At 74.1% G+C, this 24,905-nt stretch carries 9 protein-coding genes; all 9 read right to left on the bottom strand.

Features of this window, described 5'->3' with window-relative positions:
* Nucleotides 1–248 precede the first annotated feature (248 nt).
* Genes AB0B33_RS13780 through AB0B33_RS13740 form a run of 9 tightly spaced genes read right to left on the bottom strand, consistent with a single transcriptional unit; the run spans nucleotide 249 to nucleotide 24,894 of the window.
* Nucleotides 249–890: an NAD(P)H-dependent oxidoreductase gene (locus AB0B33_RS13780; protein ID WP_360770777.1), complete on the bottom strand. Its 642-nt coding sequence runs from the start codon at nucleotides 888–890 to the stop codon at nucleotides 249–251.
* On the bottom strand, nucleotides 887–1,825 hold the full coding sequence (locus tag AB0B33_RS13775; protein WP_360770774.1) for a TauD/TfdA family dioxygenase: 939 nt from the start codon (nucleotides 1,823–1,825) through the stop codon (nucleotides 887–889). The genes AB0B33_RS13780 and AB0B33_RS13775 overlap by 4 nt, the downstream gene beginning before the upstream one ends.
* Nucleotides 1,822–3,075, bottom strand: coding sequence for an ATP-grasp domain-containing protein (locus AB0B33_RS13770; RefSeq protein WP_360770771.1), 1,254 nt, complete (start codon nucleotides 3,073–3,075; stop codon nucleotides 1,822–1,824). Before AB0B33_RS13770 ends, AB0B33_RS13775 begins: the two co-directional genes overlap by 4 nt.
* Nucleotides 3,072–4,325 (bottom strand): ATP-grasp domain-containing protein, encoded by a 1,254-nt coding sequence (locus AB0B33_RS13765; RefSeq protein WP_360770769.1) that lies wholly within the window; start codon nucleotides 4,323–4,325, stop codon nucleotides 3,072–3,074. The genes AB0B33_RS13770 and AB0B33_RS13765 overlap by 4 nt, the downstream gene beginning before the upstream one ends.
* Complete coding sequence (locus AB0B33_RS13760; RefSeq protein ID WP_360770766.1) at nucleotides 4,322–9,715, bottom strand: amino acid adenylation domain-containing protein; 5,394 nt, start codon at nucleotides 9,713–9,715, stop codon at nucleotides 4,322–4,324. The genes AB0B33_RS13765 and AB0B33_RS13760 overlap by 4 nt, the downstream gene beginning before the upstream one ends.
* Entirely contained in the window at nucleotides 9,712–12,696 is a 2,985-nt protein-coding gene (locus AB0B33_RS13755; protein ID WP_360770764.1) for an amino acid adenylation domain-containing protein, read from the bottom strand. Before AB0B33_RS13755 ends, AB0B33_RS13760 begins: the two co-directional genes overlap by 4 nt.
* Before the next feature lie 10 nt (nucleotides 12,697–12,706).
* Nucleotides 12,707–17,974: an SDR family NAD(P)-dependent oxidoreductase gene (locus AB0B33_RS13750; RefSeq protein WP_360770761.1), complete on the bottom strand. Its 5,268-nt coding sequence runs from the start codon at nucleotides 17,972–17,974 to the stop codon at nucleotides 12,707–12,709.
* The gene (locus AB0B33_RS13745) at nucleotides 17,971–21,405 is read right to left on the bottom strand and encodes an amino acid adenylation domain-containing protein (protein WP_360770759.1); all 3,435 of its coding nucleotides are present in this window, start codon (nucleotides 21,403–21,405) and stop codon (nucleotides 17,971–17,973) included. The genes AB0B33_RS13750 and AB0B33_RS13745 overlap by 4 nt, the downstream gene beginning before the upstream one ends.
* A gap of 57 nt (nucleotides 21,406–21,462) precedes the next feature.
* Nucleotides 21,463–24,894: a beta-ketoacyl synthase N-terminal-like domain-containing protein gene (locus tag AB0B33_RS13740; RefSeq protein ID WP_360770756.1), complete on the bottom strand. Its 3,432-nt coding sequence runs from the start codon at nucleotides 24,892–24,894 to the stop codon at nucleotides 21,463–21,465.
* Nucleotides 24,895–24,905: the final 11 nt, after the last annotated feature.

Below are 24,905 nucleotides of genomic sequence, written 5' to 3'. Positions count from 1 at the left end.
GCGGGCGTGGGGTTGCGCGGGTCCGGCGAGCGCTGAAGTTGCGCGGGCGTGGGGTTGCGCGGGCATGGGGTTGCCGGGTCGGGCGCGCGCTGGGTCGGGCGTTGGGTTGGCGGGTCGGGGAAGGCGTCGAGTCGGCGGGTTGGCCGCTCGGGCGGCGGGCGGCGGGTGTCTTGAGTCATTCAGGACCTCCGGTAACCTGAACGACTCTTTCAAGACACCCGCCACCCGGCCGCCCTACCGCGCTGAGGTCAAGACCCGCCGTCCGACGTCACCCGCGCCCCGAAGAGCCGGGCCGCCTCTGCTTCGACCTCGTCGAGCCACTCCGCACGGCGGTCTCCGCCCGCGTCGGCCACCACCCGCAGCACGAGCCGGTTTACCTCCGGCTCGCCGAGGTACGGCGGCAGGCAGCGCCGCCAGATCGCGTCGAGCGGGTCGCCGAACAGCGTTCGCTCGCGCTCCTCCGTCGTGTCGGACGTGTTCACCACCAGCAGCCGTCGCAACGAAAGCAGCGACTCGGGGGCGCCGCCCGCGTCGTCGAGGCGGTACGCGACGCCGGGGACGAGGATCCGGTCGAGCCAGCCGCTGAGGATCGCCGGTGGTTTGCCCCACCAGTTCGGGTGGATCGCGACGAGCCCGCCCGCTTCGCGCAGTTCCTCGCGGTGGCGCCGCACCAGCGGGTCCGGTTCGGCGGCGAGGAACTCCTCCGCCCGGGTGCCGCTGGTGTAGGCCTCTTCCGCGGTGAGCACCGGGTCGAAGCCCTCGGCGTACAGGTCGTGGAACCGCACCGGCACCCCGGCCCGCTCCAGCGCCGCGACGACCCGGCCGGCGAGCGCGTGGTTGAAGCTCCCGGGCCGCGGGTGCGCGAGCAGCACCACCACCGGGGCGGTCATCCCGTCATCGCCACCAGGATGCGCCGCTTGCCCGTGAACGGCTCGCGGCCGTGCGCCATCAGCATGTTGTTGATCACCATGATGTCGCCGGCCTGCCACGGGAACGCGAAGCTGACCTCGTCGTAGACCTCCCGCACCTTCGCAAGGTCCTCGACCGGGATCGGGCTGCCGTCGGCGAAGTAGGCGTTGCGCGGCAGGTCCGCCTCCGGGTACAGCTCCAGCAACGCCTCGCTGACCTCTTCACCGAGGCTCGAGACGTGGAACAGGTTGGCCTGGTTGAACCACACGGTTTCCCCGGTGTGCTCTTCCACCACGAACGACGGCCGGACGTGCCGGGTCCGCAGCCCCTCCTCGGTCCATTCGAACGTCTGGCCGTTGCGCGCGCAGTAGTCCTCGACGACCGCGCGGTCCTCGGTCTGGAACGCCTCCTGCCACGTCAGCCCGAGCCCTTCGCGGAAAGCACGCGCGTAGGTGACGCCGCTGGCGAACCGCTCGCGGAGGTCTGCCGGCAGCAGCCGGTACATCGCCCGGCTGTCCGCGATCGGCGTGGCCCCACCGGTTTCGGCGGCGGTGTCGCACAGGAAGAACAGCCGCGCGGGCCAGCTCGCCGAGTACGAGTTCTCGTTGTGCATCGGGATCGACTCGGCGGGCGGGTACTCGGTCGAGGTGTAGATGTTGCCCGCCACGTTCGACCGCGGCGTCGAACGTTCGGTGTAGCTGAGCAGCGCGCCACCGATCGTCTCGGTGACCCGGTTGAACAGGTCGAGGTCGGCGGGCAGGCCGCGCAGCAGGATCGCGCCGTGGTCGCGCAGGTGCTCCCGCACCTGCGGCAGCTGCGCCTCGACGGCCGCGAAGTCCGCGGCCGGGAAGACGGCGATCTTGGTGTGCTCGTTGCCCTGCAGCTGCCCCAGCGGCGCCGCGAGATCGGCGGTCATGACCCCTCCAGTTCGAATCGGACAAGCTTGGCGGCCTCGGCGTGCAGCGCGGCCAGGTCGTCGACGTCGGCGAAGCCGGCGACGAGGACGTTCACGGCGTAGATCTCCTGGTCGTCGCTGAGCACCTGGCCGGGCGAAACGATGGTGACGACGTCGAGGACCTCCGGCAGGTCCGCGACTTCTTCGGTGCCTTCGACGCGCACGAGCCGTCCGGTGCCCTCGGCGTAGAGGACGAGGTAGCCGACCGGCACGGGCAGCCCGGTGCCGCGCGCGGGCGGCGGCGTACCGAGCGCGAGGGAAACCGCTTCAGCGGTGACGTCGATGCCGGTGGCGAGCTTCAGCAGCGCCGGTTGCGCTCCCCCGGCGGGCCGCCCGGCGTTGACCTCGACGACCACCGGGCCGAGGACGGCGTCGTCGATCACCTCGACGTGCGCGCACGTCGAGTCCAGCCCCAGGGCCAGCACCGCGGCGGACGCGGCTTCGGTGACGAGCCGGGCCCGCTCCCCGGCCAGCCCGAACGGCGGGCAGACCATGCCCAGCTCGAACTTCCGCTCGTCGATCAGCGGCTTGCCGACCACGGTGACGGGTTCGGCGGCCCCGTCCCGGACGAGCACGTCCACCGCGTACTCCGGCCCGTCGAGCAGGCTCTCGACGAGGAACACCCGCAACGGGTCGAGCGGTCCCGGCAGCGGGCGGTGGTAGCGCGCGTCCGGGTTCTCCGGCAGCCGGGTGGCCAGGAGTCGATAGGTCGCGACCAGTTCCTCCACAGTGGACACCGTGCGGACGAGCGTGCTGGCGGCGCCGTTGACCGGCTTGACGATCGCGGGGAGACCGACCTCCGCGGCGATCGCGGGCGCCTGCGCCGGGTCGGCGAACAACGCGGCCCGCGGCCCCGGCAGACCGGCCGCGGCGAGGGCCTGCCGGACGGCGAACTTGTTGTGCGCCAGCGTGAACACGTCCGCCGGGCAGCGGGCGACGCCGAGCAGCTCGGCGATCCGGGCGGTGCTCGCGATGATCCCCTCCGCCGCGGTCAGCACCGCGGCGGGCTCCCGGTCGCGGAGCGCTTCGGCCACCGCGGGCGCGTCCCGGACGTCGTCGACCACGACGAAGCCGTCGACCTGGTACTCCGGCTCGCCGTCGTCCAGGGGCTCGGTGACCAGCTCGGCCCGCCAGCCGGCGGCCCGGACGGCGGCCGCGAAGTCCGCGATCCACTGCCCGTGCGTTTCCCGCACGATGAACGCGGTCTTCACGCGACCTCCAGCCGGATCAGGTTGCTCGCTTCGGCGTGCAGCGCGGCCAGGTCTTCGTGGTCGGCGAACCCGGCGACGACGAGGTTGACCGCGTACGTCTCCTGCTCGTCGGTGAGCACCTGGCCGGGCGATACCGTCGTGACCACGTCGACGACCTCTGGCAGCGCGGCGACCTCGTCGAGGCCGCCGATGCCGGTCAGGGTGCCGGACCCGGTCGCGTACAGGATCAGCATGCCCAGCGGGATCGGCAGCTTCGCCGGCTCGCGCGCGGGCGGCGGCGCGCCGAGGGCGAGCGCGGTCAGCTCGGCGAACACATCGACGCCGGTGCGCAGCTTGGCCAGCAGCGGCATGATCGAGCCCGCCGGGCGGCCCGCGTTGACCTCGACGATCGTCGGGCCGCGCCGCTCGTCGTCGATCACCTCGACGTGCGCGATCGTGTTGTCGAGCCCCAGCGCGAGGACCGCGGCGGACGCCGCCGACGTGACCAGTGCGGCCCGCTCGCCGGAGAGCCCGGCCGGCGGGCAGGACAGCACCAGCTCGAACTTGCGCTCGTCGATCAGCGGCTTGTCGAGGATCTCGACCGGCTCGGCGACGCCGTCGCGGACCAGCACGTCCACCGCGTACTCCGGCCCCCGCAGCAGGCTTTCGACCAGGAACGTCGACGCCGGGTCGAGCGTCCCCAACCGGCGGTGGTAGCGCGGGTCCGCGGACTCGGGCAGCCGCGCGGCCAGCAGCTCGTACGCGGCCGCCAGCTCGTCCACAGTGGACACTGTGCGCACGAGGTTGCTCCCGGCGCCGTTGACCGGCTTGACGATCGCGGGCAGCCCGACCCGCTCCGCCACCTCGGCCGCCGAAGCGGCCGAGGAGATCAGCGCCACCGCGGGACCCGGCAGGCCGGCCGCGGCCAGCGCTTCCCGGACCGCGAACTTGTCCGCGCACAGGGCGAACACCGACGCCGGGCACCGCGCGACGCCGAGCAGCTCGGCGACCCGGGCGGTGCTCGCGATGGCCCCGTCCGAACCGGTCAGCACGGCGGCGGGCACGCCGACCGCCGAGCGGATCCGGGCGGCGACGGCTTCGGCGTCGTAGACGTCGTCGACGGCGACCACCTCGTCCACCACCCCGGCCAGGGACGCCTCGTCCACCGGCGGCGCGAACAGCACCGCGCGGTGCCCGGCCGCGTGCACCGCGGCGGCGACCTCGCCGACCCAGTGCCCGCGCGCTTCCCTGATCAGCACGACGTCGCTCACGCGGCCTCCTTCCCGGCGAGCTTGCGCTCCCGTTCCTGAGCGCCGACGAGGTCGTCCGGCAGCGAATCCGGGACCTCGGTGTCGAACCGGCGCAGCAGCTTCACGGCGAACCCGCCGGCGTTGATCAGCAGCAGGATCAGCGCGTAGACGACGAAGGCGAGCCCGACCCCGCGGCCTTCGCCGGTGCCGAGGACCGTGCCGACCGACCCGGCGAGCGCGCCGCCGGGCGCGAGCAGCGGCGAGAACCAGCCGACCGCGAGCGGCGCGAGCACCGCGAACCCGATCGGCAGGGTGGACCAGGTGATCGTCTGGTTGATGGCGAACACCCGCCCGTGGTAGCGCTGCGGCACCTTGACCTGCACCAGCGTCGCGTAGATGCCCTGCGACACGGCCATCGCCGCGGCCAGCAGGAACACCCCCGCGGCGACGACGATGAGCGACGGCCGCAGCCCCATCACGAGGCTGCCGAGCGCGATGCCGACGTTGCCGAAGAGGACGCCGACCATGCGCCGCTTGCGCGGGCCGCCCCAGAGCGCCATGCCGATGCCGCCGGCCACCGCGCCGACTGCCTCGGCCAGCGCGACCTGGGCGACGTCGGTGACGGTGCCGAAGGACAGCACCAGCGGCGAGACGAGCACCAGCGCGGGCGCCAGGAAGACGTTGGCCAGCGCGAAGTACAGCAGCATCGTGCGGAAGCCGCGGTGGTTCCACGAGTACTTGAGCCCGCCCGCGATCGCCGTCAGCAGCGGCTCGCGCGGGCGCCAGCCGAGCAGGTCGGGGAACCGGACGAACAGCAGGCTGACGATGGCGAACACGTAGCTCGCCATGTCGAGGACCAGGATCCCGGTCAGCTGGATCGCCGCCAGCAGCCCGGCCGCGATCACCGGCATCAGCAGCTGCGCGAAGCCGTTGGACAGCTGGGCGAGCCCCATCGCGTGGCCCAGGTACTGCTTGGGCACCAGCTGCGCGACCGACGACTGGTAGGCGATGCGCTGGATCGACCCCGCGACCGACCCGAGCGGGATCAGCGTGTAGAGCCACCAGAGCTGCAGGTTCCCCGCCGTCAGCAGCACCGCGAGCGCGAGCTGGATGACGCCGGCGAGCGCGCTGGCCGCGATCATGATCCTGCGGCGGTCGCCACGGTCGACGAGCGCGCCCGCCACCGGCAGCACCAGCACCCCGCACAGCAGGGCCAGCGCCCAGAGCAGGCCGAGGTCGGTGACCGAGCCGGTCCTGGTGTAGAGCCAGATCGGCACCGCGAACGACGTCAGCGCGGAGCCGGTCGAGGAGACCAGCTGGCCCACCGTGACCGTGACGAACCGGGCCATGCTCGGCTGCACGGCGGGCTTGTCGTCCACTTCGGACCGGTGGGTGTCGTGCACCGCCCAGCCCGCGTCCTCGCCCCGGGCGGAAACGTGCAGGTCACCGGGCTCGTCCACGGCGGGGTGCACCCGGGTGATGATCTCCGCCAGTTCTTCCGCGCGGTAGCGGAGGAAGAAGTGCCCGGCCTGGTCGAGCACGACGAGCGCGGTGCGGTCGGTGAGGAACTCCCATTCGCGGTAGCGCTCGGCGTAGTAGTCGGTGACCGGGTCCTCCGAGCCGACGACCGAGATGATCGGCGCGCGCAGCTTGGCGACGCGGGCGTCGAGCAGGCCGCTGAAGTACTCCTCGGCGGCGCGGCTGTCGGCCCGCATGTTGCTGATGATCCGGTCGGCCTGCGCCGGGTCGAGGTCGTCGGTGTCGACGCCCATGCCCTTGAGCCAGTTCGCGTAGTACCGGTTGCTGCGCAGCTTCTCCAGCCGCGTCCGCAGCGTCCCGACGGCACCCTTGATCCGCGCGAACGGGAAGATCGCGCCGATGTGCACGACTTCGAGCTCCCGTCCGCGCTCCTCCAGGCGCCGGGCCACGCCCACGGCGAGGGCGTTGCCGACGCCGCAGTGGCCGTAGATGGCCAGGGGCCCGTCGATCCGCTCGAGGACCTCGCCGGCGAGGCGCTCGACCAGTTCGTCGAACGGCACGGCCTCCTCGGACAGGCCGACGTCGTGACCGGGGATCGCGACCGAGAACAGCGAATACCCGCCGGGCAGCGCGTCGGCGAGGGGCTGGTAGACGATCGCGCTGCCGCCGCCGTACGGGAAGCAGACGTAGGTCAGGGTCGGCTTCGCGACGGGCTTGGTCAGCTCGTACAGCAGGTGTCCCGAGTCGTCGCGGTCGCCGTCGAGGAACCCGGCCAGCTCGCGGATCGTGCGGTGCTGGAACAGGTCCATCACGCCGGCCTGGTGCCCGGCCTTCGCGATCCGCGCGACGACCTGCGTGGCGAGCATCGAGTGGCCGCCGAGGTCGAAGAAGTCGTCGTCGACGCCCAGTTCCTCGACCTTGAGCACGTCCCGCCAGATGTCCGCGAGCAGCACTTCGAGGGCGCCGGCCGGTGCGACGAGCGCGGTGCTCGCGTCCCGGGCGGCGACCGGGGCGGGCAGCGCCTTGCGGTCGAGCTTCCCGTTCGGCGTCAGCGGCAGCGCGTCGAGCGTGACGAACGACGGCGGCACCATGTAGTCCGGCAACGTCTCCTTCAACGCGGTCCGCAGGCCTTCCACCGCCCCGACGACGTACCCGACCAGCCGCTTGTCCCCCGGCGTGTCCTCCCGGACGAGCACGACGGCGTCGGCCACGCCGGGCTGTTCCCGCAGCCGGGCCTCGATCTCGCCCAGCTCGATGCGCAGCCCGCGCAGCTTGACCTGGTGGTCGAGGCGGCCGAGGAACGCGATCGTGCCGTCGGATCGCCAGTGCGCGAGGTCGCCGGTGCGGTACATCCGGCCGCCGTGGAACGGATCCGTGACGAACCGTTCCGCCGTCAGCTCCGGCCGGTTGTGGTACCCCAGCGCCAAGCCCACGCCGGCGATGTGGAGTTCGCCGGGTACGCCGACCGGGCACGGGTTGCCGCGCCCGTCCAGGACGTAGACGCGGAGGTTGCGGATCGGCGCCCCGATCGGCACGGACGCCACCTCGGCCAGCGCTTCGGGCGTGCAGTGCCAGGCGGTGACGTCGATCGCGGCTTCGGTCGGGCCGTACAGGTTGTGCAGCTCGCAGTGCGGCAGCCGCCGGACGAACTCGCGGGCGGTGTCGAGCGGGAGTTCCTCGCCGCTGCAGACGACCCGGCGCAACGCCGTCACCGACTCGATGCCCCGCTCGTTCAAAAACAAGGTCAGCATCGACGGGACGAAGTGCGCGGTCGTGATCCCCTCGGTGACCAGGAGTTCCCGCAGGTAGGCGGCGTCCTTGTGCCCGCCGGGCTCGGCCAGCACCAGCCGGGCGCCGGTCATCAGCGGCCAGAAGAACTCCCACACCGAGACGTCGAAGCTCGCCGGGGTCTTCTGCAGCACCGCGTCCGAACCGTCGAGGCCGTATTCGCGCTGCATCCAGTCGAGCCGGTTGACGATGCCGCGGTGCCCGTTGGGCACGCCCTTCGGCCGTCCCGTGGAGCCCGAGGTGTAGATGACGTACGCGGGATCTTCCGCGCTCGCCAAGGGTTCCACGGGGGTGGCCGGGCCGGTCAGTTCGTCCAGCACGACGACGGTCGCGTCGCCGGGCGGGAGGGTGTCCCGGAGGGCGGCCTGGGTCAGCACGACCGGCGCGGCCGCGTCTTCGAGCATGAACGCGAGCCGGTCCGCCGGGTACTCGGGGTCGAGCGGCACGTACGCGCCGCCCGCCTTGAGCACCCCGAGCAGGCCGGTGACCAGCTCGAACGAGCGGTTCGCGAAGACGCCCACCAAGGTGCCCGGCCCGACGCCCAGCTCACGCAGGCGGTGCGCCAGCCCGTTGGCCCGGGCGTCCAGGTCCCGGTAGGACAGCGAGTCACCGCGGAAGGTCAGCGCGGGCGCGTCCGGCGTGCGCGCGACCTGCGCCTCGACGAGGCCGTGCAGCGTGCCCGGCGGGATCTCCCCCGCGGTGTCGTTCCACCGGTGCACGACCAGGTCCCGCTGGTCGCCCAGGATGTCCAGCCCGGACAGCGGCCGCGTGGGGTCGGCGACGATCGAACGCAGCAGCGTGACCAGGCGCCCGGCCATGCCGGCGACGGTCTCCGCGCCGAACAGCGCGGTGTTGTGCACGAACTTGCCGATCAGCCCGGACTCGACCTCGATGGCGTGGAACTCGAAGTCGAACCGGGTCGAGGGCAGGTCCATCGGCAGCCAGCGGAAGTCCACTTCGGACGTCCCCGCCGCACCCAGCCGGCCCATTTCGTAGTTCTGCAGCACGAACATCGCCTGGAACACCGGCGAGCGGCTGACGTCACGCGGTACGCCGAGCGCGTTCACCAGGCGCTCGAACGGGACGTCGGCGTGGTCGAACGCGTCGAGCACGTGCCGCCGGGTCCGGGCCAGCAGCTCGGTGAAGCCCGGGTCGCCCTCGAGCTGGGCGCGCAGCGGCAGCATGTTGATGAACATGCCGACGACGCCTTCCAGTTCCGGCAGCCCGCGCCCGGCCGACGACGAACCGACCGCGAAGTCCTCCTGCCCGGAATACCGGGACAGCAGCACCTGGTAGGCGGCCAGCAACGTCATGAACAACGTGACGCCGTGCTCGCGGCTCAGGTCCCCGAGCGCCCGGACGAGGTCCTGCTCGACGAAGAACTCGTGGATCGCCCCGTCGAACGTCTGGGTCGCCGGCCGCGGCCGGTCGGTGGGCAGCTCCAGGGGTTCGACGCCGCGGAGGGTCTCCTGCCAGTGGTCGAGCTGCCGGTCCAGTTCGGCGCCGGTCAGCGTCCGGCGCTGCCAGTGCGCGAAGTCGCCGTAGCCGATGGACAGCGCGGGCAGCGCGGCCGCCGTCCCGTGGTAGCCCGCCGCGAGGTCGCGCAGCAGCAGGTCGACCGACCAGCCGTCGCCGACGATGTGGTGCGTGCACACGGCGAGGAGGTGCTCGTCATCGGCAACACGCACCAGGGTCGCGCGCAGCAACGGTCCTCCGGCCAGGTCGAACGGCTCGGCCGCGGCGGCGTCGACGGCCGCCCGGGCGGCTTCCTCGTCCGCCGCGTCCACCAGGGACAGCGGGACGGTGACGACCGGTTCGACGTGGACGGACGGCTGCCCGTCGTCCCCGGCCGGGAACCGCATGCGCAGGGCCTCGTGCCGCACGGGCAGGGAATCGAGGGCCGCCCGCAGCGCGGTGACGTCGAGGCGGCCGGTGAGCCGGATCGGCACGGGGATGTTGTACGACGTGGTCCCGGGCGCGAACTGCTCCATGAACCAGACGCGTTCCTGCTGGTACGACAACGGGACGTCGTCGCCCTCCGGCCGCGGGGTGATGGTCGCGGCCGGCTCGGCGCGCCGCCGCAGCCGCCGTTCCAGCAGGGCCCGGCGCGCGGCCGCGCTGCTGGTTTCGTCGATCGTCGTCACGCCTGCTCACCTTCGGCCAGCTGGGCCCGGACCTCTTCGTCGCTGAGCTGGTCGAGGTCGGCTTCGAGCCGCCGTTCGACCTCGGCGGCGAGCCCGGCCACCGTGGTGAACGAGAACAGGCCGCGGACCGGCAGTTCGACGCCGACCTGCTTGCGGATCCGGGCCATCGCGCGGATCGCGAGCAGTGAATTGCCGCCGTGGGCGAAGAAGTCGTCGTGCACGCCGAGCTTCTCGATGCCGAGGAGTTCGCCCAGCACTTCGGCGACCAGCTCCTCGGCCGCGGTGCTCGGGGCCACGTACTCCGCCTCGCCGCCGAGCTGCGGATCGGGCAGCGCGGCCCGGTCGAGCTTGCCGCTCGCCGCCACCGGCAGCGCGTCGAGCGTGACGAACACCGTCGGCACCAGGTACTCGGGCAGCGTGGCCCGTAGCGCCTCCGCGGCGCCGTCCGCGTTGCCGACGACGTACCCGACGAGGGTTCCTTCGCGGACCGCGACGGCCGCGTCCCGGATCTCCGGCAGCTCGCGCAGGGCGGCTTCCACCTCCCCCGGCTCGATCCGGAAGCCGCGCAGCTTGACCTGGTCGTCGGTCCGGCCGAGGTAGTCGAGGGTGCCGTCGCGGCGCCAGCGGGCGAGGTCGCCGGTGGCGTACATCCGCCCGTACGGGCCCTCCGGGAACCGTTCCGCGGTCAGCTCGGGCAGCCCGAGGTAGCCGTGGGCGAGCTGGGCGCCCGCCAGGTGGAGCTGACCCACGACGCCCGGCGGCACCGGCCGCAGGCGCTCGTCGAGGACGTAGGCGCGGGTGCCCGGGGTCGGGCGGCCGATCGGCACCGGCCCGTCGACCGGGCCGTCCAGCCGGTGGGCGATGCACCCGACGGTCGCTTCGGTCGGCCCGTATTCGTTGGTGACGGAGATTTCGGCGAACGGCCGCACGGCCTCGCCCGGCAACGCCTCGCCGCCGAGGACCAGGTCACCGGTCGGGTACGACTCTTCCGGCAGCACGGCGAGGTGCGTCGGGGTGGCCTTGACGAAGTCCGGCCGCCCCGAGTCCACAATGGACCCGCCGGCGGTGAGCGGGCCGAGCAGCGTCGTGACGGTGAGGTCGAACGACGCCGACGTGTGCAGCAGCGCGCGGCCGGCCAGGCTCGGGTACGCCTCCCGCGCCCAGCCGAGGTAGGTGGCGAGCGCCCGGTGCCCCACCTGGACGCCCTTGGGCCGCCCGGTCGAGCCGGAGGTGTAGATGACGTAGGCGACGTCGTCCGGCCCCGGCCGCGCGGGGTCCGCTTCGGACGACTCCGCCCACACCGCCGGATCGCCCAGGTCCAGCGTCTCGACGTCGAGGGTGCCGTCGCCTGCGGTCAGCACGACGCGGGCCCCGGCGTCGGCGAGGACCAGTGCCTGCCGCGCGGCCGGGTTCGCCGGGTCGAGCGGGACGTAGGCCGCGCCGCTCTTGAGCGCGCCCAGGATGCCCACGACCAGCTCCGCCGAGTTCGGTGCGCAGACGCCGACGACCCCGCCGGCACCGAGCCGGTGCGCGACGCGGTTGGCCCGCGCGTTCAGCTCGGCGTACGTCAGGGACGTGCCGCCGAGGTCCACCGCGACCGCGTCGGGCGTCGCCCGCACCTGCTCTTCGAACCGCTCGACGAACAGCGGAGCGTCCTCGGTGGACGAGCCGCTCCACTCTTCGACCTGACGGCGTTCGGCGTCCGACAGCAGCGGCAGGTCCGTGACCGCGACGGCCGGGTCCTCGACCGCCGCGACGAGGAGGCGCAGGAACCGCTCCGCCATCGACTCCGCGGTCTCGCGGTCGAACAGGTCGGTGCGGTACAGCAGCCGGCCACCGGTCGCGGTGAGGTCGATGGCGACGTCGTCCTTGGCGGTGGCGTAGCGGACCGGCTCGATGCCCGAGTCGGGGATGAAGTTGAAGCCGATCTGGTACAGCGCCTGCACCGCCGGGTCGCGCTCCGGGCGCACCGCGTCGGCGACCAGCTGGAACGGGACGCGGCCGTGCTCGATGGCGTCGAGCACGGCGGTGCGGACCCGGCCGACCAGCTCGGCGAACGCCGGGTCGCCGCCGCAGTCGACGCGGATGGCGAGCTGGTTGACGAACATGCCGATCAGCGGCGCGAGTTCGGGCAGGTCGCGCCCGGCGACCGGCACCCCGACCACGACGTCGGTCGTCCCGGACAGCCGCGCCAGCAGCGCGGTGTACCCGGCGAGCAGCACCATGAACGGCGACGCCGACAGCTCGCGGCCGACCTCCCCGACCCGGTCGAGCAGGCCGTCCGGGAGGGTGAAGTCGACCTGGCCGCCGTCGAAGCCGAAGCCCGCGGGCCGCGGCCGGTCGGTGGGCAGGCTGTGCACCGGCGGGAGCCCGGCGAGGCGCTCGCGCCAGTAGTCCAGCTGCGCGCGCACGAGCGGCAGCTGGCCGCGCTGCCACGCCGAGTAGTCCGGGTACTGGATGGCCAGCTCGGGCAGCTTCGGCAGCCGCCCCTCCGCGGCCGCGTCGCAGGCCTCGTCGAGTTCGCTCGCCAGCACCAGGACCGAGCCGGCGTCGAACACCGTGTGGTGCACGACGAACGTCAGCAGCCAGTCGGCGTCGCCGAGCCGGCACAGCTGGGCCCGCCACGGCGGGGCCGAGTCCAGGGGGATCGGGCGGCGGGCGATCGCCTCGGCGAGCTCGGCCGCGCGGGCCTCCCGCTCCGGGAGGTCACGCAGGTCGTGCACCTCGAGGTCGATCGGGACGTCGGCGTGCACCACCTGGACGAGCTCGCCGCCGTCCATCCGGAACGCCGTGCGCAGGGCTTCGTGCCGCCCGACGACCACGCCGAGCGCGGCCCGCCACTGCCCCTCGGTGAGCGGCAGGTCCTGCCGCACCTGGCAAGGGAGGTTGTACACCGGGGACGCCGGGTCGAGCTGGTTCGACAGCCAGATCCGCTCCTGCCCGAACGAGGCCGGGAACGTCCATTCCTTCGTGTCGGTCATGTCTCCTGCTTCAGCGCTCGAGCTTGGGGATGGTGGTGGCGGCCGGCGCCTCGGCGGCGGGGGCCGCGGCGGTCCGCAGCTCCTCGATCCGCTCGGCCAGCGCGGCCACCGTGGAGGATTCGAACAGCGTCTTCATGGCCAGCCGGGCGCCGGTGGTCTTGCGGACCTGGGCGATGAGCTGGATGGCGACCAGCGAGTTGCCGCCGAGGGCGAAGAAGTCGTCGTCGACGCCGACGCGCTCGACGCCGAGCACCTCGGCCCACTGCCGGGCGATCTCGGCTTCGAGGTCGGTCCGCGGGGCGACGTAGTCGTCCTGGGCCGTCGGCTGGACGGTTTCGGCGACCTCTTCGGTTTCTTCCAGCGCTTCGGCGGTGACCCGGCGGGCGAACAGGTCGCGCACCGGGCGGGTGCTGATCACCACCTGGCCGCCGAGCCCCGACGTCAGCGCCCGGAGGAACGCCTCGGCGCCGTCGACCGGCCGGATCCCGCTGGAGTCCACAGTGGACCTGGCCACCGGCGCCGTGAGCCCGCCGCTGACCGCGCCCTCGTCGACCTGGCGGAGCACGAAGTCCTCGATCTCGACGAGCACGCGGCCGTCGTCGCCGCACAGCGTCAGGTCGGCGGCGATGACCTGGTCACCGCCGGAGTCGCGGTAGCGCAGGTGGCTGTGGAAGCTCGCCGGGAGCACGTCGTGCACGACCACCCGGCCGTAGCTCATCGGCAGGTACGTGCCGCTCCCCCGGCCGCGGCCGAACGCGGTCGCGACGTCGAGCAGCGCCGGGTGCAGCCCCCAGCCGGTGTCGAAGACCGGCGCGACGAGCGAGGCCAGCTCCTCGTGCGCGCCGACGTGGTGGGTGCGCAGCGCGGCCCACCGCGGGCCGAAGGTGACCATGCTGGTCCGGCCGGTGCCGAACGCGTTGCCGTCGTCGAGCACGCTCGTCCGGTCCCGCACCGCGTCGAGGTCCACAGTGGACGCCGTGGGCGCCGGCACCCAGCCCGCGGAACCCCGGACGTGCGTCTTCGTCACGCCACCCGCGCGGCTGGTCACCGCGAACCCGTCACCGTCGAAGCCGACCCGGTACTCCGCGACCGTGCCCTCGGGCACCGAGAACGGTTCGAGGAAGGCGACATCGCGCAGTTCGACGACGTGGCCGTCGCCGGGCTTCGGCAGCGCCGCCTCGACGGCCGCCCGCACGGTTTCCAGGTGCCCGGTGCCGGGCACGACCGGGACGCCGGCGATCCGGTGCTCGTCGAGCAGCCAGTGCGCGGCCGCCGAGACCAGGCCGTGGCAGTCCTCGCCGGTGCGCGTGCTGAGCACCGGGTGCGCGATCGGGCCGTCCGCCTTCGTGCGGGTGGACCGGATCGTCGCCGGCGCGGCCACTTCGGCGGCCATGCCGACCTCGTCCCAGCCACCCCAGTTGTGCGAGACGACCCGGGCCCGCCAGCCGTGGTCGCCGCGGGCGTAGGCGTCGAGGAAGTTGTTGGCCGCGCAGTAGTCGACCTGCCCGAAGTCGCCGGAGACCGCGGTGACCGACGAGCACAGGGCCACGAAGTCCATCGGCAAATCGGCGAACGCCGAGGCCAGCGCCAGGGTGCCGCCGATCTTCGGGGCCAGCACCGCTTCCGCGGCCGCCCGCTCCTTGACCTCCGCGACGCCGCCGCCGGGCAGGCCGGCCGCGTGCACGATGCCGTCCAGCCCGCCGAACTCGGCTTCGGCCAGCTCGCGGACCCGCCGCAGGGCGGCCGGGTCGGTCACGTCGGCGGCGACCACGTGCACCACCGCCCCGGCGGCCTCCATCCGCCGGATCGCGCGGATCGCGCGCCCGGTCCGGTCGGTTCCGTCGTGGGTGTCCCACTCCTCGCGCGGCGGCAGGCCGCTGCGGGTCAGCAGGATGAGCTTCGCGCGCACGCGCAGGGCGAAGTCCTCGGCGAGGGTGACGCCGATGCCGCCGGTGCCCCCGGTGATCAGGTACCGGCCGCCGCCGCGCAGCACCGGCGCCGCTTCGGGCACGGTGAGCTGCGTGTGCTCCAGGACCCAGCGCCGGCCCCGCCGCAGGGCGACCTCGGCTTCCGTGCCGGCCGCGCGGAACAGCTCGGCGACGACGTCCTCGGTCACGGCCTCGACGTCGATCCGCCGCACGAGCGTGCCGGGGACTTCCAGGGGCAGTACCCGCGCGATGCCCGCCAGGGTCGCGTGTTCGGGCCGGGTGAGGTCGGTGCCGGTGACGTCCGCGGTGCCGGTGCTCAGCACGTCGATCCGGACCGGCTCGCCCCAGGCCTGGACCAGGTTGAGCACGCTGAAGAACCCGCGCTCCTGGGCGGCCATCCCGGTTTCGGTGCCGTCGAGGGCCCACGCGTGGACCACCCGCTCGGGGCGGTCACCGAGGGCGGCGACCAGTTCGTCGTAGTCCTCGCGCACCCCGGGCCGGACGGTGAAGCCGCGCTCGGTCGTCGTGAAGGCGTCGCCGGGACGGACCTCGGTGACCGCGACCCCGGCGTCCCGCAGCAGGTCCGCGAGGACGTCGTCGCCGACGAAAGCGAGGCAGGACGCGAACGGCTCGCGCCGCAGTTCCGGACCGGCCTGCCGCCAGGACGGGACCGCGAACCACTCGTCGAGCGGCAGCGGCCCGCTCGGCTGTGCGAGCTCGGCCAGTGTCCCCTTCGGATCGGGGTCGACCCAGTACCGCTTGCGCGCGTAGGGGTAGCCGGGCAGCGGCACGCGGTGGCCGTCCGTCGTGAGGTCGACCGACACCCCGTGTGTCCACAACAGACCGGCCGCGGCGTACAGCGTTTCGACGTCGCCCTCGCGGTCGCTGCGGCCGGGCAGGCTCGGCTGCGGCGCGGGCGAGCCCTTCGGCACCTGGCCACGGGCGAGGCCGGCCAGCTGGTGGCCGGGGCCGCACTCGACGAGCGCCCACCGCTCGCCGCCGCCGGCCAGCGTCCGCACGCAGTCGCCGAACCGGACCGCCCGGCGCAGGTGCGCGGCCCAGTACGCGGGATCGGTGGCCTGCTCGGCGGTGATCCAGCCGCCGGTCAGGTTCGAGAGGAACGGCAGCGACGGCGCCGACCGCGGCACCGCGGCGACGGCCTCGGTGAACTCCGCCAGGATCGGGTCCATCATCGGCGAGTGGAAGGCGTGCGAGGTCACCAGTTCCCGGCACTGCACGTCGCTCGACTTCAGCAGTGACGCGAAGTCCGCGACGGCACCGGACGGCCCGGCGACGACGCACGTCCCCGGCCCGTTGACCCCGGCGATCGAAAGCCCTTCCGGCAGCCGCTTCGCGACGGATTCTTCGTCGAGCTGGACGGCGAGCATCGCGCCGGCGGGCATCGCCTGCATCAGCTCGCCGCGCCGCACGACCAGCCGCATCGCGTCGGCGAGGGTGAACACCCCGGCCACGGTCGCAGCCACGTACTCGCCGACCGAGTGCCCGATCATCGCGCCCGGCCGCACGCCCCAGCTCCGCCACAGCCGGGCCAGCGCGTACTCGACGGCGAACAGCGCGGGCTGCGTGTAGCGCGTCTCCTTCAGCTCGGCGTCCCCGCCGCGGCCGAGCACCAGCTCTTTCAGGCCGGGAAGACCGGACAGCTCGCAGCATTCGTCGAACGCCGTCGCGAAGACCGGCTCGCTGCGGTACAGCTCGGCGCCCATCCCCGCGTACTGCGATCCCTGCCCGGAGAACAGGAACGCCACCTTGAGCTCACCGGCCTGGGCCGTGGCGAGCCGGCGGGGGTCGCGCAGGCCGTCGACCGCGTCTTCGGAGTCGCGGGCGACGACGACCGCGCGGTGCGGGTACTCGGTCCGCCCGGCGGCGAGGGTGTGCGCGACGTCGGCCAGGTCGAGGTCGACGTCGCCGGCCAGCCGGTCGGCGAGCCGCTCGACCGCGGTGGCGAGCGTTTCCGGCGTCTTCGCCGACACCCGCAGCAGGTGCGCCGGGCGCGGACGGCGGTGCCGCCGCGGCGCGGGTGCCTCTTCCAGCACCAGGTGGGCGTTGGTGCCGCCGACGCCGAAGGAGCTCACGCCCGCCCGGCGCGGGGTGTCGGCGGCTTCCCACTTGGTCACGGTGGTCGCCGGGTGGAACGGGCTCCGGGGGAAGTCGATGCCCGGGTTGGCTTCTTCGTAGTTGATGGTCGGCGGGATGAGGCCGTGTTCCATCGCCAGCACGGTCTTGATCAGCGCCACGACACCGGCGGCCTGCGACAGGTGGCCGATGTTCGACTTCACCGAGCCGATCGCGCACCAGCCGGTGTCCGGGACGCCGTGGCCGTACACAGTGGACAGCGAGGTGATCTCGATCGGGTCGCCCAGCGCCGTTCCGGTGCCGTGGGCCTCGACGTAGCCGATCGTGCGCGGGTTGACCCCGGCCATGCCGACCGCCTGCGCGATGGCCTCGGTCTGCCCGGCGACGCTGGGCGCGGAGAAGCCGACCTTCGTGGCGCCGTCGTTGTTGATCGCGTTGCCGAGCACGACCGCGCGGATGTGGTCGCCGTCCTCCAGCGCCTGGGAGAGCCGCTTGACCAGGACGACGCCGACGCCGCTGCTCCACACCGTGCCGTTGGCGCCGGCGTCGAACGCGCGCACGTGCCCGTCCGGCGAGGTGAAGCCCTCGACGCCCATGTACCCGATGCCGTGCGGCATCTCCAGGTTCACGCCGCCGGCCAGCGCGAGGTCGCACTCGCCGTTGCGCAGCGCCTCGCACGCCAGGTGCACCGCGACCAGCGACGTCGAGCACGCCGTGTGGATCGCGAGGCTCGGGCCGCGCAGGTTCAGCTTGTAGGACACCGACGTGGTCAGGTAGCTGGGCTGGTTGCCGGTGGACATCCCGATGCCGCCGTGCTGCGAGGCCAGCACACGCTCGTTGCGCAGCAGGTTTTCGATCAGGTAGCCGGTCCGCCCGGTGCCGCCGTAGACGCCGATCGCGCCGCCGTAGCGGGCCGGGTCGTAGCCGCCGTCGGTCAGCGCCGAATGGCACGCCTCGAGGAAGACCCGGTGCTGCGGGTCGGTGATCTCGGCTTCGCGGCTGGTCATCCCGAACAGGTCGGCGTCGAACTCGTCGAAGCCGTCGACCACGGTCGTCGCGTTGACCCAGCTGGGATCGTCCAAAGTGGCCGGGTCGGCGCCCCGGGCGAGCAGTTCTTCCCGGGTGGCGGGCTTGATGGACTCGACGCCGTCGACGAGGTTGCGCCAGAACTGCCGGAGGTCACCGGCGCCGGGGACACGGGCGGCCATGCCGACGATGGCGATGGGTTCGGCGCCCGGTTCGAGGTCGTTCGTCACTGGTGTCGCTCCTGTTCGTGGCCGGTTGTGCCGGCACTGCGGCGGGGTCTTCTGGACGGGGTGCGCCCCCGGCGGGCGGCGACCCGCTCGGCGGCCCTGGCGAGTTCCGGGCTGGGCGCGGCCCCCGCGTGGAGGTGGGTGGCGAGGGCGCGGACGGTGGGGTGGGTGAACAGGTCGACCATCGGGATGCGGCGGCCGAGCCGGGCGGTGACCTCGGCGTGCACCTTCGCCAGGGCGAGCGAATGCCCGCCGACGTCGAAGAAGTTGTCGGTCACCCGGACGGCGTCGAGGCCGAGCACTTCCCGCCAGGTGGCGGCGATCAGCGCCTCGGTCGCCGCCAGCGCGGCCGGGTCGACGACCGGTGCCGGCTCGGCTTTCGGCCGCGCGGCCGCTTCCGGTGCGGCCGTGCGGACCGAGGCCCGCGGGAGTTCCGGCGCGCACGCCCCGGCCGGCCGGTCCGGCTCGGCGGCCAGCGCCGCGAGGAGCGCGGTGAAGTCCTCGGCGAGCGCCGCCACCCGGGCCGCGTCGAACAGGTCCGGGTTGTACAGCAGCTCGACGCCGTGCCCGAGGACGTAGACGGTCAGGTCGAACGGCGAACCGGGCTTCTCGACCGGCACCCACGTTCCCCGCAGCCCGGGCAGGTCGAGCCGGGGTTCGGTGAAGTTCAGGACGTTCACCATCACCTGCACCAGCGGCGCCCGCGAAGGGTCGCGGGGTACGCCGAGCGCGCCGACGAGCCGGTCGATCGGCGCCGCCGGGTGCGCGGTGGCGGCCAGCAGCTCCTCGCCGCCGCGCCGGACGAGCGTGGTGAAGTCCGCGTCCGCGGCGCGCAGCCGCACCGGGACGATGTCCACGAAGAACCCGGCGACGTCCTGGGTTTCGGCCAGCTGCCGGTCCGCGACGACGGTGGCGACCAGGTGGTCGTCCCCGCCGGTGAGCCGGTGCAGCAGCTGCCCGAACGCGGCGAGCACCACGCCCGCGCGGGTGGTTCCGGTGCGGGTGGCCAGCGCTGCGACGGCCTCGGCGACGCCGTCGGGGAAGGCCTGGTGGTGCGTCGCGCCGCGGTAGGTCTGGACGGCCGGGCGCGGCCGGTCCCGCGGGAGGTCCACTGTGGACGGCGCGCCCGCGAGGTGCTCGGTCCACCAGGCGAGGTCGACGGCTTCGCGACGGCCGTCGCGCTCGGCGCGCCACACCGCGTAGTCCGCATAGGACACCGGCAGCGGCGGCAGGGGTTCGCCGCGGTAGGCCGCGGCGAGGTCCGCGCAGAGCAGTTCCTGCGACCAGCCGTCGAACACGGCGTGGTGCAGTGTGAAGCCGAGCACGTGGTCCTCGGGCCCCAGCTCGTAGAGCCGCACGCGCCACGGCGCTTCGCGGTCGAGCCGGACCGGTGCCGCCGCGTCGGCGGCCAGCCGCTCACCGACGGCGGCCTCGGTCAGCGGGAGCACCGGCAGCTCGACGTCGGCCGGGGGCAGGCAGTCCGCCCGCGGGACGCCGTCGACCGGCCGGATCCGCCAGCGCAGCACGTCGTGCCGTTCGGCGACCGCGCGAAGGGCCGCGCGCAGCGCGCCGACGTCGAGCGGTCCGGTCAGCCGGAACGCCATCGCGATGTTGTACGGCGCCGCGTCCGGGGCGAGCTGGTCGAGGAACCACAGCCGCCGCTGGGGCGGGGACAGCGCGGGCGCGTGACCGGTGGTCAAGCCCGGGCCGGTGAGCGGGGCGGCCGCGGCCACCCGCCGCGTCAGCTCCTCGAGCGTCCGCCCCGCGAAGACGTCCTCGACGGACACATCGGCGGCGAGGTCCTTCCGGAGGGCCGCCACCAGCCGCATCGCCGCGATCGAGTCGCCACCGGACAGCAGGAAGTCGGGTCCGGCACCGGCCCCCAGCACCCGCCGCCACACCTCGGCGACCGGCGAGCCGCCCAGGTCACCGACCGGTGCGTCTTCGGCGAGCGCCCGCAACGCGGGCCGGTCGACCTTCCCGGTGACGGGGTTGACCGGCAGCACGTCCAGCCGCCGGACGACGGCCGGGCGCATCGCCTCGGTGAGCCGCTCCCCCGCGTACGCGTGCAGGTCCACATCGGACGGTGCCGACGCCGGGCTGAGGAACGCGACCAGCCGGGTGCCGCCCGGACCGGGCACGGCTTCGACGGCGACGGCACCGACGTCCGGGTGCGCGCCCAGCGCGGCCTCGACTTCGCCGAGTTCGATGCGCTGCCCGCGGATCTTCACCTGCCGGTCGGCGCGGCCGGCGAACTCCAGCCTGCCGTCGAGGCGGAGCCGGGCCAGGTCGCCGGTGCGGTAGAGCCGCTCCCCCGGCGTGAACGGGTCCTCGACGAACTTCCGCGCGGTCAGTTCCGGGCTGCCGAGGTAGCCCGCGGCGAGCCCGGGCCCGCCGATGACCAGTTCGCCGACCTCACCCGGCGCGACGGGCCGCAGTTCGCCGTCGACGACGTGGGCGCGGTGCCACGGCGTCGGCGTCCCCAGCGGCAGCGGGTCGGCGGGCACGCCGGTCACCTCGTCGGTGACCACGACGACGGTGGTCTCGGTCGGGCCGTAGACGTGGAAGAACCGGCGCCCGGGCAGCCAGCGGGCGACCAGTTCGGCGGGCACCGGCTCGCCGCCGCAGGCCACGGTCCGCCAGCCGGGTACGTCGGCGGGGTCGAGCAGCGACAGCAGCGTCGGGGTGATGAAGCCCCAGTTCACGTCGTGCTCGACGATGAACCGGCGCAGCCGTTCCGGGTCCGCCCGGTCGGCCGTCCCGGCCAGCTGCACCGAGCCGCCGACCGCCAGCGGCACGAAGACGTCCATCGTGAAGGCGTCGAACCCCAGGGAGGAGATGCCGAGCGTCCGCGTGCCGGGGCCGACGCCGAGCCGGCCGGCGAACCCGGTGACGAACGCGACGACGTTGCGGTGGCTGGTGAGCACGCCCTTGGGCCGCCCGGTCGAGCCGGACGTGTAGAGCACGTGCGCGGTCGTGTCCGGCGTGGCCGGGCAGGTGCCGGGCGCGGCGGGCGGCGGGACGTCGATCCCCGTTCCCGCACCGAATTCGGCGACCGCGGCGTCCCCGACGACGACGGACACCCCGGCGTCGGCGGCGATCCCCGTCAGGCGGGCACGTGGCCCGCCCGGATCGAGCGGGACGTAGGCGCCGCCCGACAGCAGCACTCCGAGCACCGTGCTCACGAGGGCGGGCGTCCGGTGGGCGCACACGCCGACCCGGGTCCCCGGGCCCACCCCGCGTTCGCGCAGGGCGTCCGCGACGCCCCAGGCCGCGGCGACGAGCTCAGCGTAGGTGAGCCGGGTGGTGCCCTGCCGCACGGCGAGCGCGTCCGGCGTCTTCTCCGCCTGCGCCAGGACCAGGCCGGCGACCGTGGTGTCCGGAAAGGACAGCGGTGGGCCGTGCGTGCCCGCGACGGGCAGCGTGTCGGTCACGAAGAACTCCCCAGTTCGGTCCGGTCGCGGTGGCGGCCGGGTGGTGGTGCGTGCGGCTCACGGGTGGTGTCCCGGAACCGGCGGGTCGATCCAGAACCTGCCGCGCTGGAACGGATAGCCGGGTAGCGGCACCCGGCCCGGCTCCGCGCCGTCGTGGCGGGCGGTCCAGTCGACGTCGGCGCCGCCGGTCCAGCGGAGGGCCAGCTCCCTGGCCGCGCCCGGCGGGCCGGCGACGTCGCCGCCCTCGGCCAGCAGGGTGTCGAGGGCCTCGACGGCTTCCTCGGCGGTCGAAGCGACCACGGCCGCGCGGCCGGCGAACTCCCGGCGGCCGACGGCGAGGGTGTAAGCGGCGTCGGCGAGGTCCGGCGGGTCGGCCGCGAGCCGGTCACGCACCGCGGACAGCGCCTCCCGCAACGCTTGCGGGTCGCGCGCCGAGATCGGCAGGACGTGCGGGCCCTCGGCGGTCACGCGCGGGCCCGGCGCCGGTGCTTCTTCGACGACGACGTGGACGTTGGTCCCGCCCATGCCGAACGCGCTGACCCCCGCCACCCGGCGGGGCGCGTCGGGCCAGTCGGTCGCCTTGACCGGCACGAAGCACGGGCCGCCGGCCAGGTCGATCTCCGGGTGCGGCGCGGTGAAGTGCAGGTTCGGCGGGATCACGCCGTGGCGCACCGCAAGCACGGCCTTGATCAGCCCGGCCACCCCGGCGGCCGCGTCCAGGTGCCCGATGTTCGTCTTGACCGAACCGAGCGCGCACGTCCCGGGCGGGACGTCGCGGTACACCCGGTTGAGCGCGGCGACCTCGATCGCGTCGCCCAGCGGGGTGCCGCTGCCGTGCGCTTCGATCAGGCCCACGTCGGCCGGGTCGACCTCGGCCACGGCGAGCGCCTCGGCGATCGCGGCCGCCTGGCCCGCCGGGCTCGGCACGGCGTACCCGGCGCGGTCGGCGCCGTCGTTGGTCATCGCCCAGCCGGGCAGCACGGCGTGGATGTGGTCGCGGTCGGCGAGCGCGTCCGACAGCCGCCGCAGCACGACGACCCCGGCGCCGGACCCGAAGCCGGCCCCGTCCGCGGCCACGTCGAACGAGCGGCAGCGGCCGTCCGCCGACGCCATTCCGCCCGCGCGGTACCGCGGCCACGTCACGCTCACGCCCCCGGCGATCGCCAGGTCGCAGCGGTATTCGGCGAGGCTCTGCGCGGCCAGGCCGACCGCGGCGAGCGAGCTGGAGCAGGCACTTTGGACGGCGAGGGCGGGCCCGGTCAGCCCGAGCCGGTAGGCGACCTGGCCGGGCAGGTGGTCGGTGAGCTGGCGCCCGAGCAGCCGGCCTTCCCAGTCGTCCGGGTCGACGTCGCCGGTCACCGCCGGGTTCCCGAAGAGGTGGAAGAGGAAGTACCGGTTGACCCCGGCGGAGGTGAACACCCCGACCGGGCCGTGTTCCCGCGCCGGGTCGCGGCCCGCGTCCTCCAGCGCCCGCCACGCCGTCTCCAGGAACAGGCGGTGCTGCGGGTCGGTGCGGGCCGCTTCCTCCGCGGTGAACCCGAAGAACCCGGCGTCGAAGTCTTCGACCCCGCCGAGGCGGCCGCCGGCCCGCACGTGCGCGGGGTCGGCGCGCAGGCCGGGCCCGATGCCGAGCGCGGCCAGCTCGTCGTCGGCGTAGTCGTGGATCGCGTCGACGCCCGCGCAGAGGTTCCACCAGAACGCGTCCGCGTCCGGCGCGCCGGGGAACCGGCAGGCGAGCCCGACGACGGCGATCAGGTCGCTGCCCGGCTCGTCGTCGTCCGGCTCGGCCACCGCGGTGCGCGGACCGTCCGAAGCAGCCGGTTCCAGGTAGGCGGCCTGCGCCGCGACCGTCGGGTGCTCCAGCAGGCCGAGCAGCGGGACGTCCACGCCGGACTCCGCGGCCAGCCGCTGCTGGACCCGGCCCAGCAGCAGGGAGTGCCCGCCGACGTCGAAGAAGGCGTCGTCGACGCCGAACCCGTCGTGCCCCAGCACCGCGGCCCAGATCGCGTGCACCCGCCGTTGCGCCGCGGTCATCGGCCCGGCCTCGACGGGCGCGGCCGGGCGCGGGTCCGGAAGAGCTTCCTCGTCCAGCTTCCCGGTGACCGTGAGCGGGAACGCCGGGACGGCGACGACCGCGGCGGGCACCGAATGCGCGGGCAGCACGTCGGCCAGTGCGGCCCGCCACGCCGTCACGTCCGGTTCCCCGGCCGGCACGACGTAGGCGAGCAGCTCGCCGTCCCGCACGATCGCGCGCGCTTCGGCGACGCCGGGCTGTTCGCCGAGGCGGGCTTCGACCTCGGTCAGCTCGACGCGGAACCCGCGCACCTTGACCTGCCGGTCGAGGCGGCCGAGGCAGACCAGGGTGCCGTCCGGCCGGACCTCGCCGAGGTCGCCGGTGCGGTAGCTGCGGACGCCGTCGGCGGTGGTGCCGAACGCCGGGCCCGGCTGGTCGAAGTAGCCGTCGACCAGGTATTCGCCGCTGACTTCGAGTTCGCCGCCCTCGAGCACGGTGAGCGCGTAGCCGGGCAGCGCGGTGCCGATCGGCAGCGGGCCGGTGGCGTCGGCCGGGACGTCGGCGGCGGTCAGCCGGTACTGCGCGGCGAAGGTCACCTCGGTCGCGCCGTACCCGTTGACGTACACGCAATCCGCGGCGAAGCGGCCGCGGCGGACGTCGGCGTAGGTCGCCTGCTCACCACCCAGCAGGACGGTCCGCACCGCGGGCAGGTCGCCCTCGAGCGCGTCGAGGAGGTAGCGGTAGACCGTCGGCGTCGAGTGGTAGACGGTGACCTGGTGCCGGGCGAGTTCGCGCGCGGCGTGGGCCACGCCGTGGGCGCGCACGTCCACCGGCACCACGGCGGCGCCGGTCAGCAGCGCCGGGTAGAGGTCCGGGATCGCCGCGTCGAAGCCGAAGGAAGCCAGCAGGCTGAGCCGGTCGGCGGCGGTGACGGCGAGCGTCGCGATCTGGTTGTCCACCACGTGCAGCAGGTTGCGGTGGGTCTGCGCGACCGCCTTCGGCGTGCCGGTGGAGCCGGAGGTGAACAGCACGTAGGCCGGCGCGGCCGGGTCCGGGTCGGGCACCGGCAGCGGCGCGGTGTCCGCACCGGACCGGACGACCCGCGCGGAAGCGTTGCGGCACAACGCTTCCGCGAGGTCGCCGTGCTCGGGGACGGTGAGCACGGCCGACACGCGGGCCGCCGCGATCTGGTGGGCGAGGCGGTCCCGCGGGAACGTCGGGTCGAGCGGAACGTACGCGCAGCCCGCGGCCAGGGTGCCGAGGATCGCGGCGATCGCGGCGGTCCCGTGCCCGGTGAGCAGGCCGACGAACTCACCCGGCCGGACGCCGGCGTCGAGCAGCCGGGCGGCGTGCCCGCCGGCCAGCTCCGCCAGCCGCGCGTAGCTGACCACCGAGTCGTGCTCGACCACGGCGATCCGGTCGGGTGACTGCCGCGCGATTCCCGCGAAACGTCTGATGCAGCCGTCTTGCGTCATCGCCGGGTATC

This window comes from Amycolatopsis sp. NPDC049159 (assembly GCF_040648295.1).
GTDB classification, from domain to species: Bacteria; Actinomycetota; Actinomycetes; order Mycobacteriales; family Pseudonocardiaceae; genus Amycolatopsis; species Amycolatopsis pretoriensis_A.
This window is presented reverse-complemented; position numbering and strand designations above follow the sequence as displayed.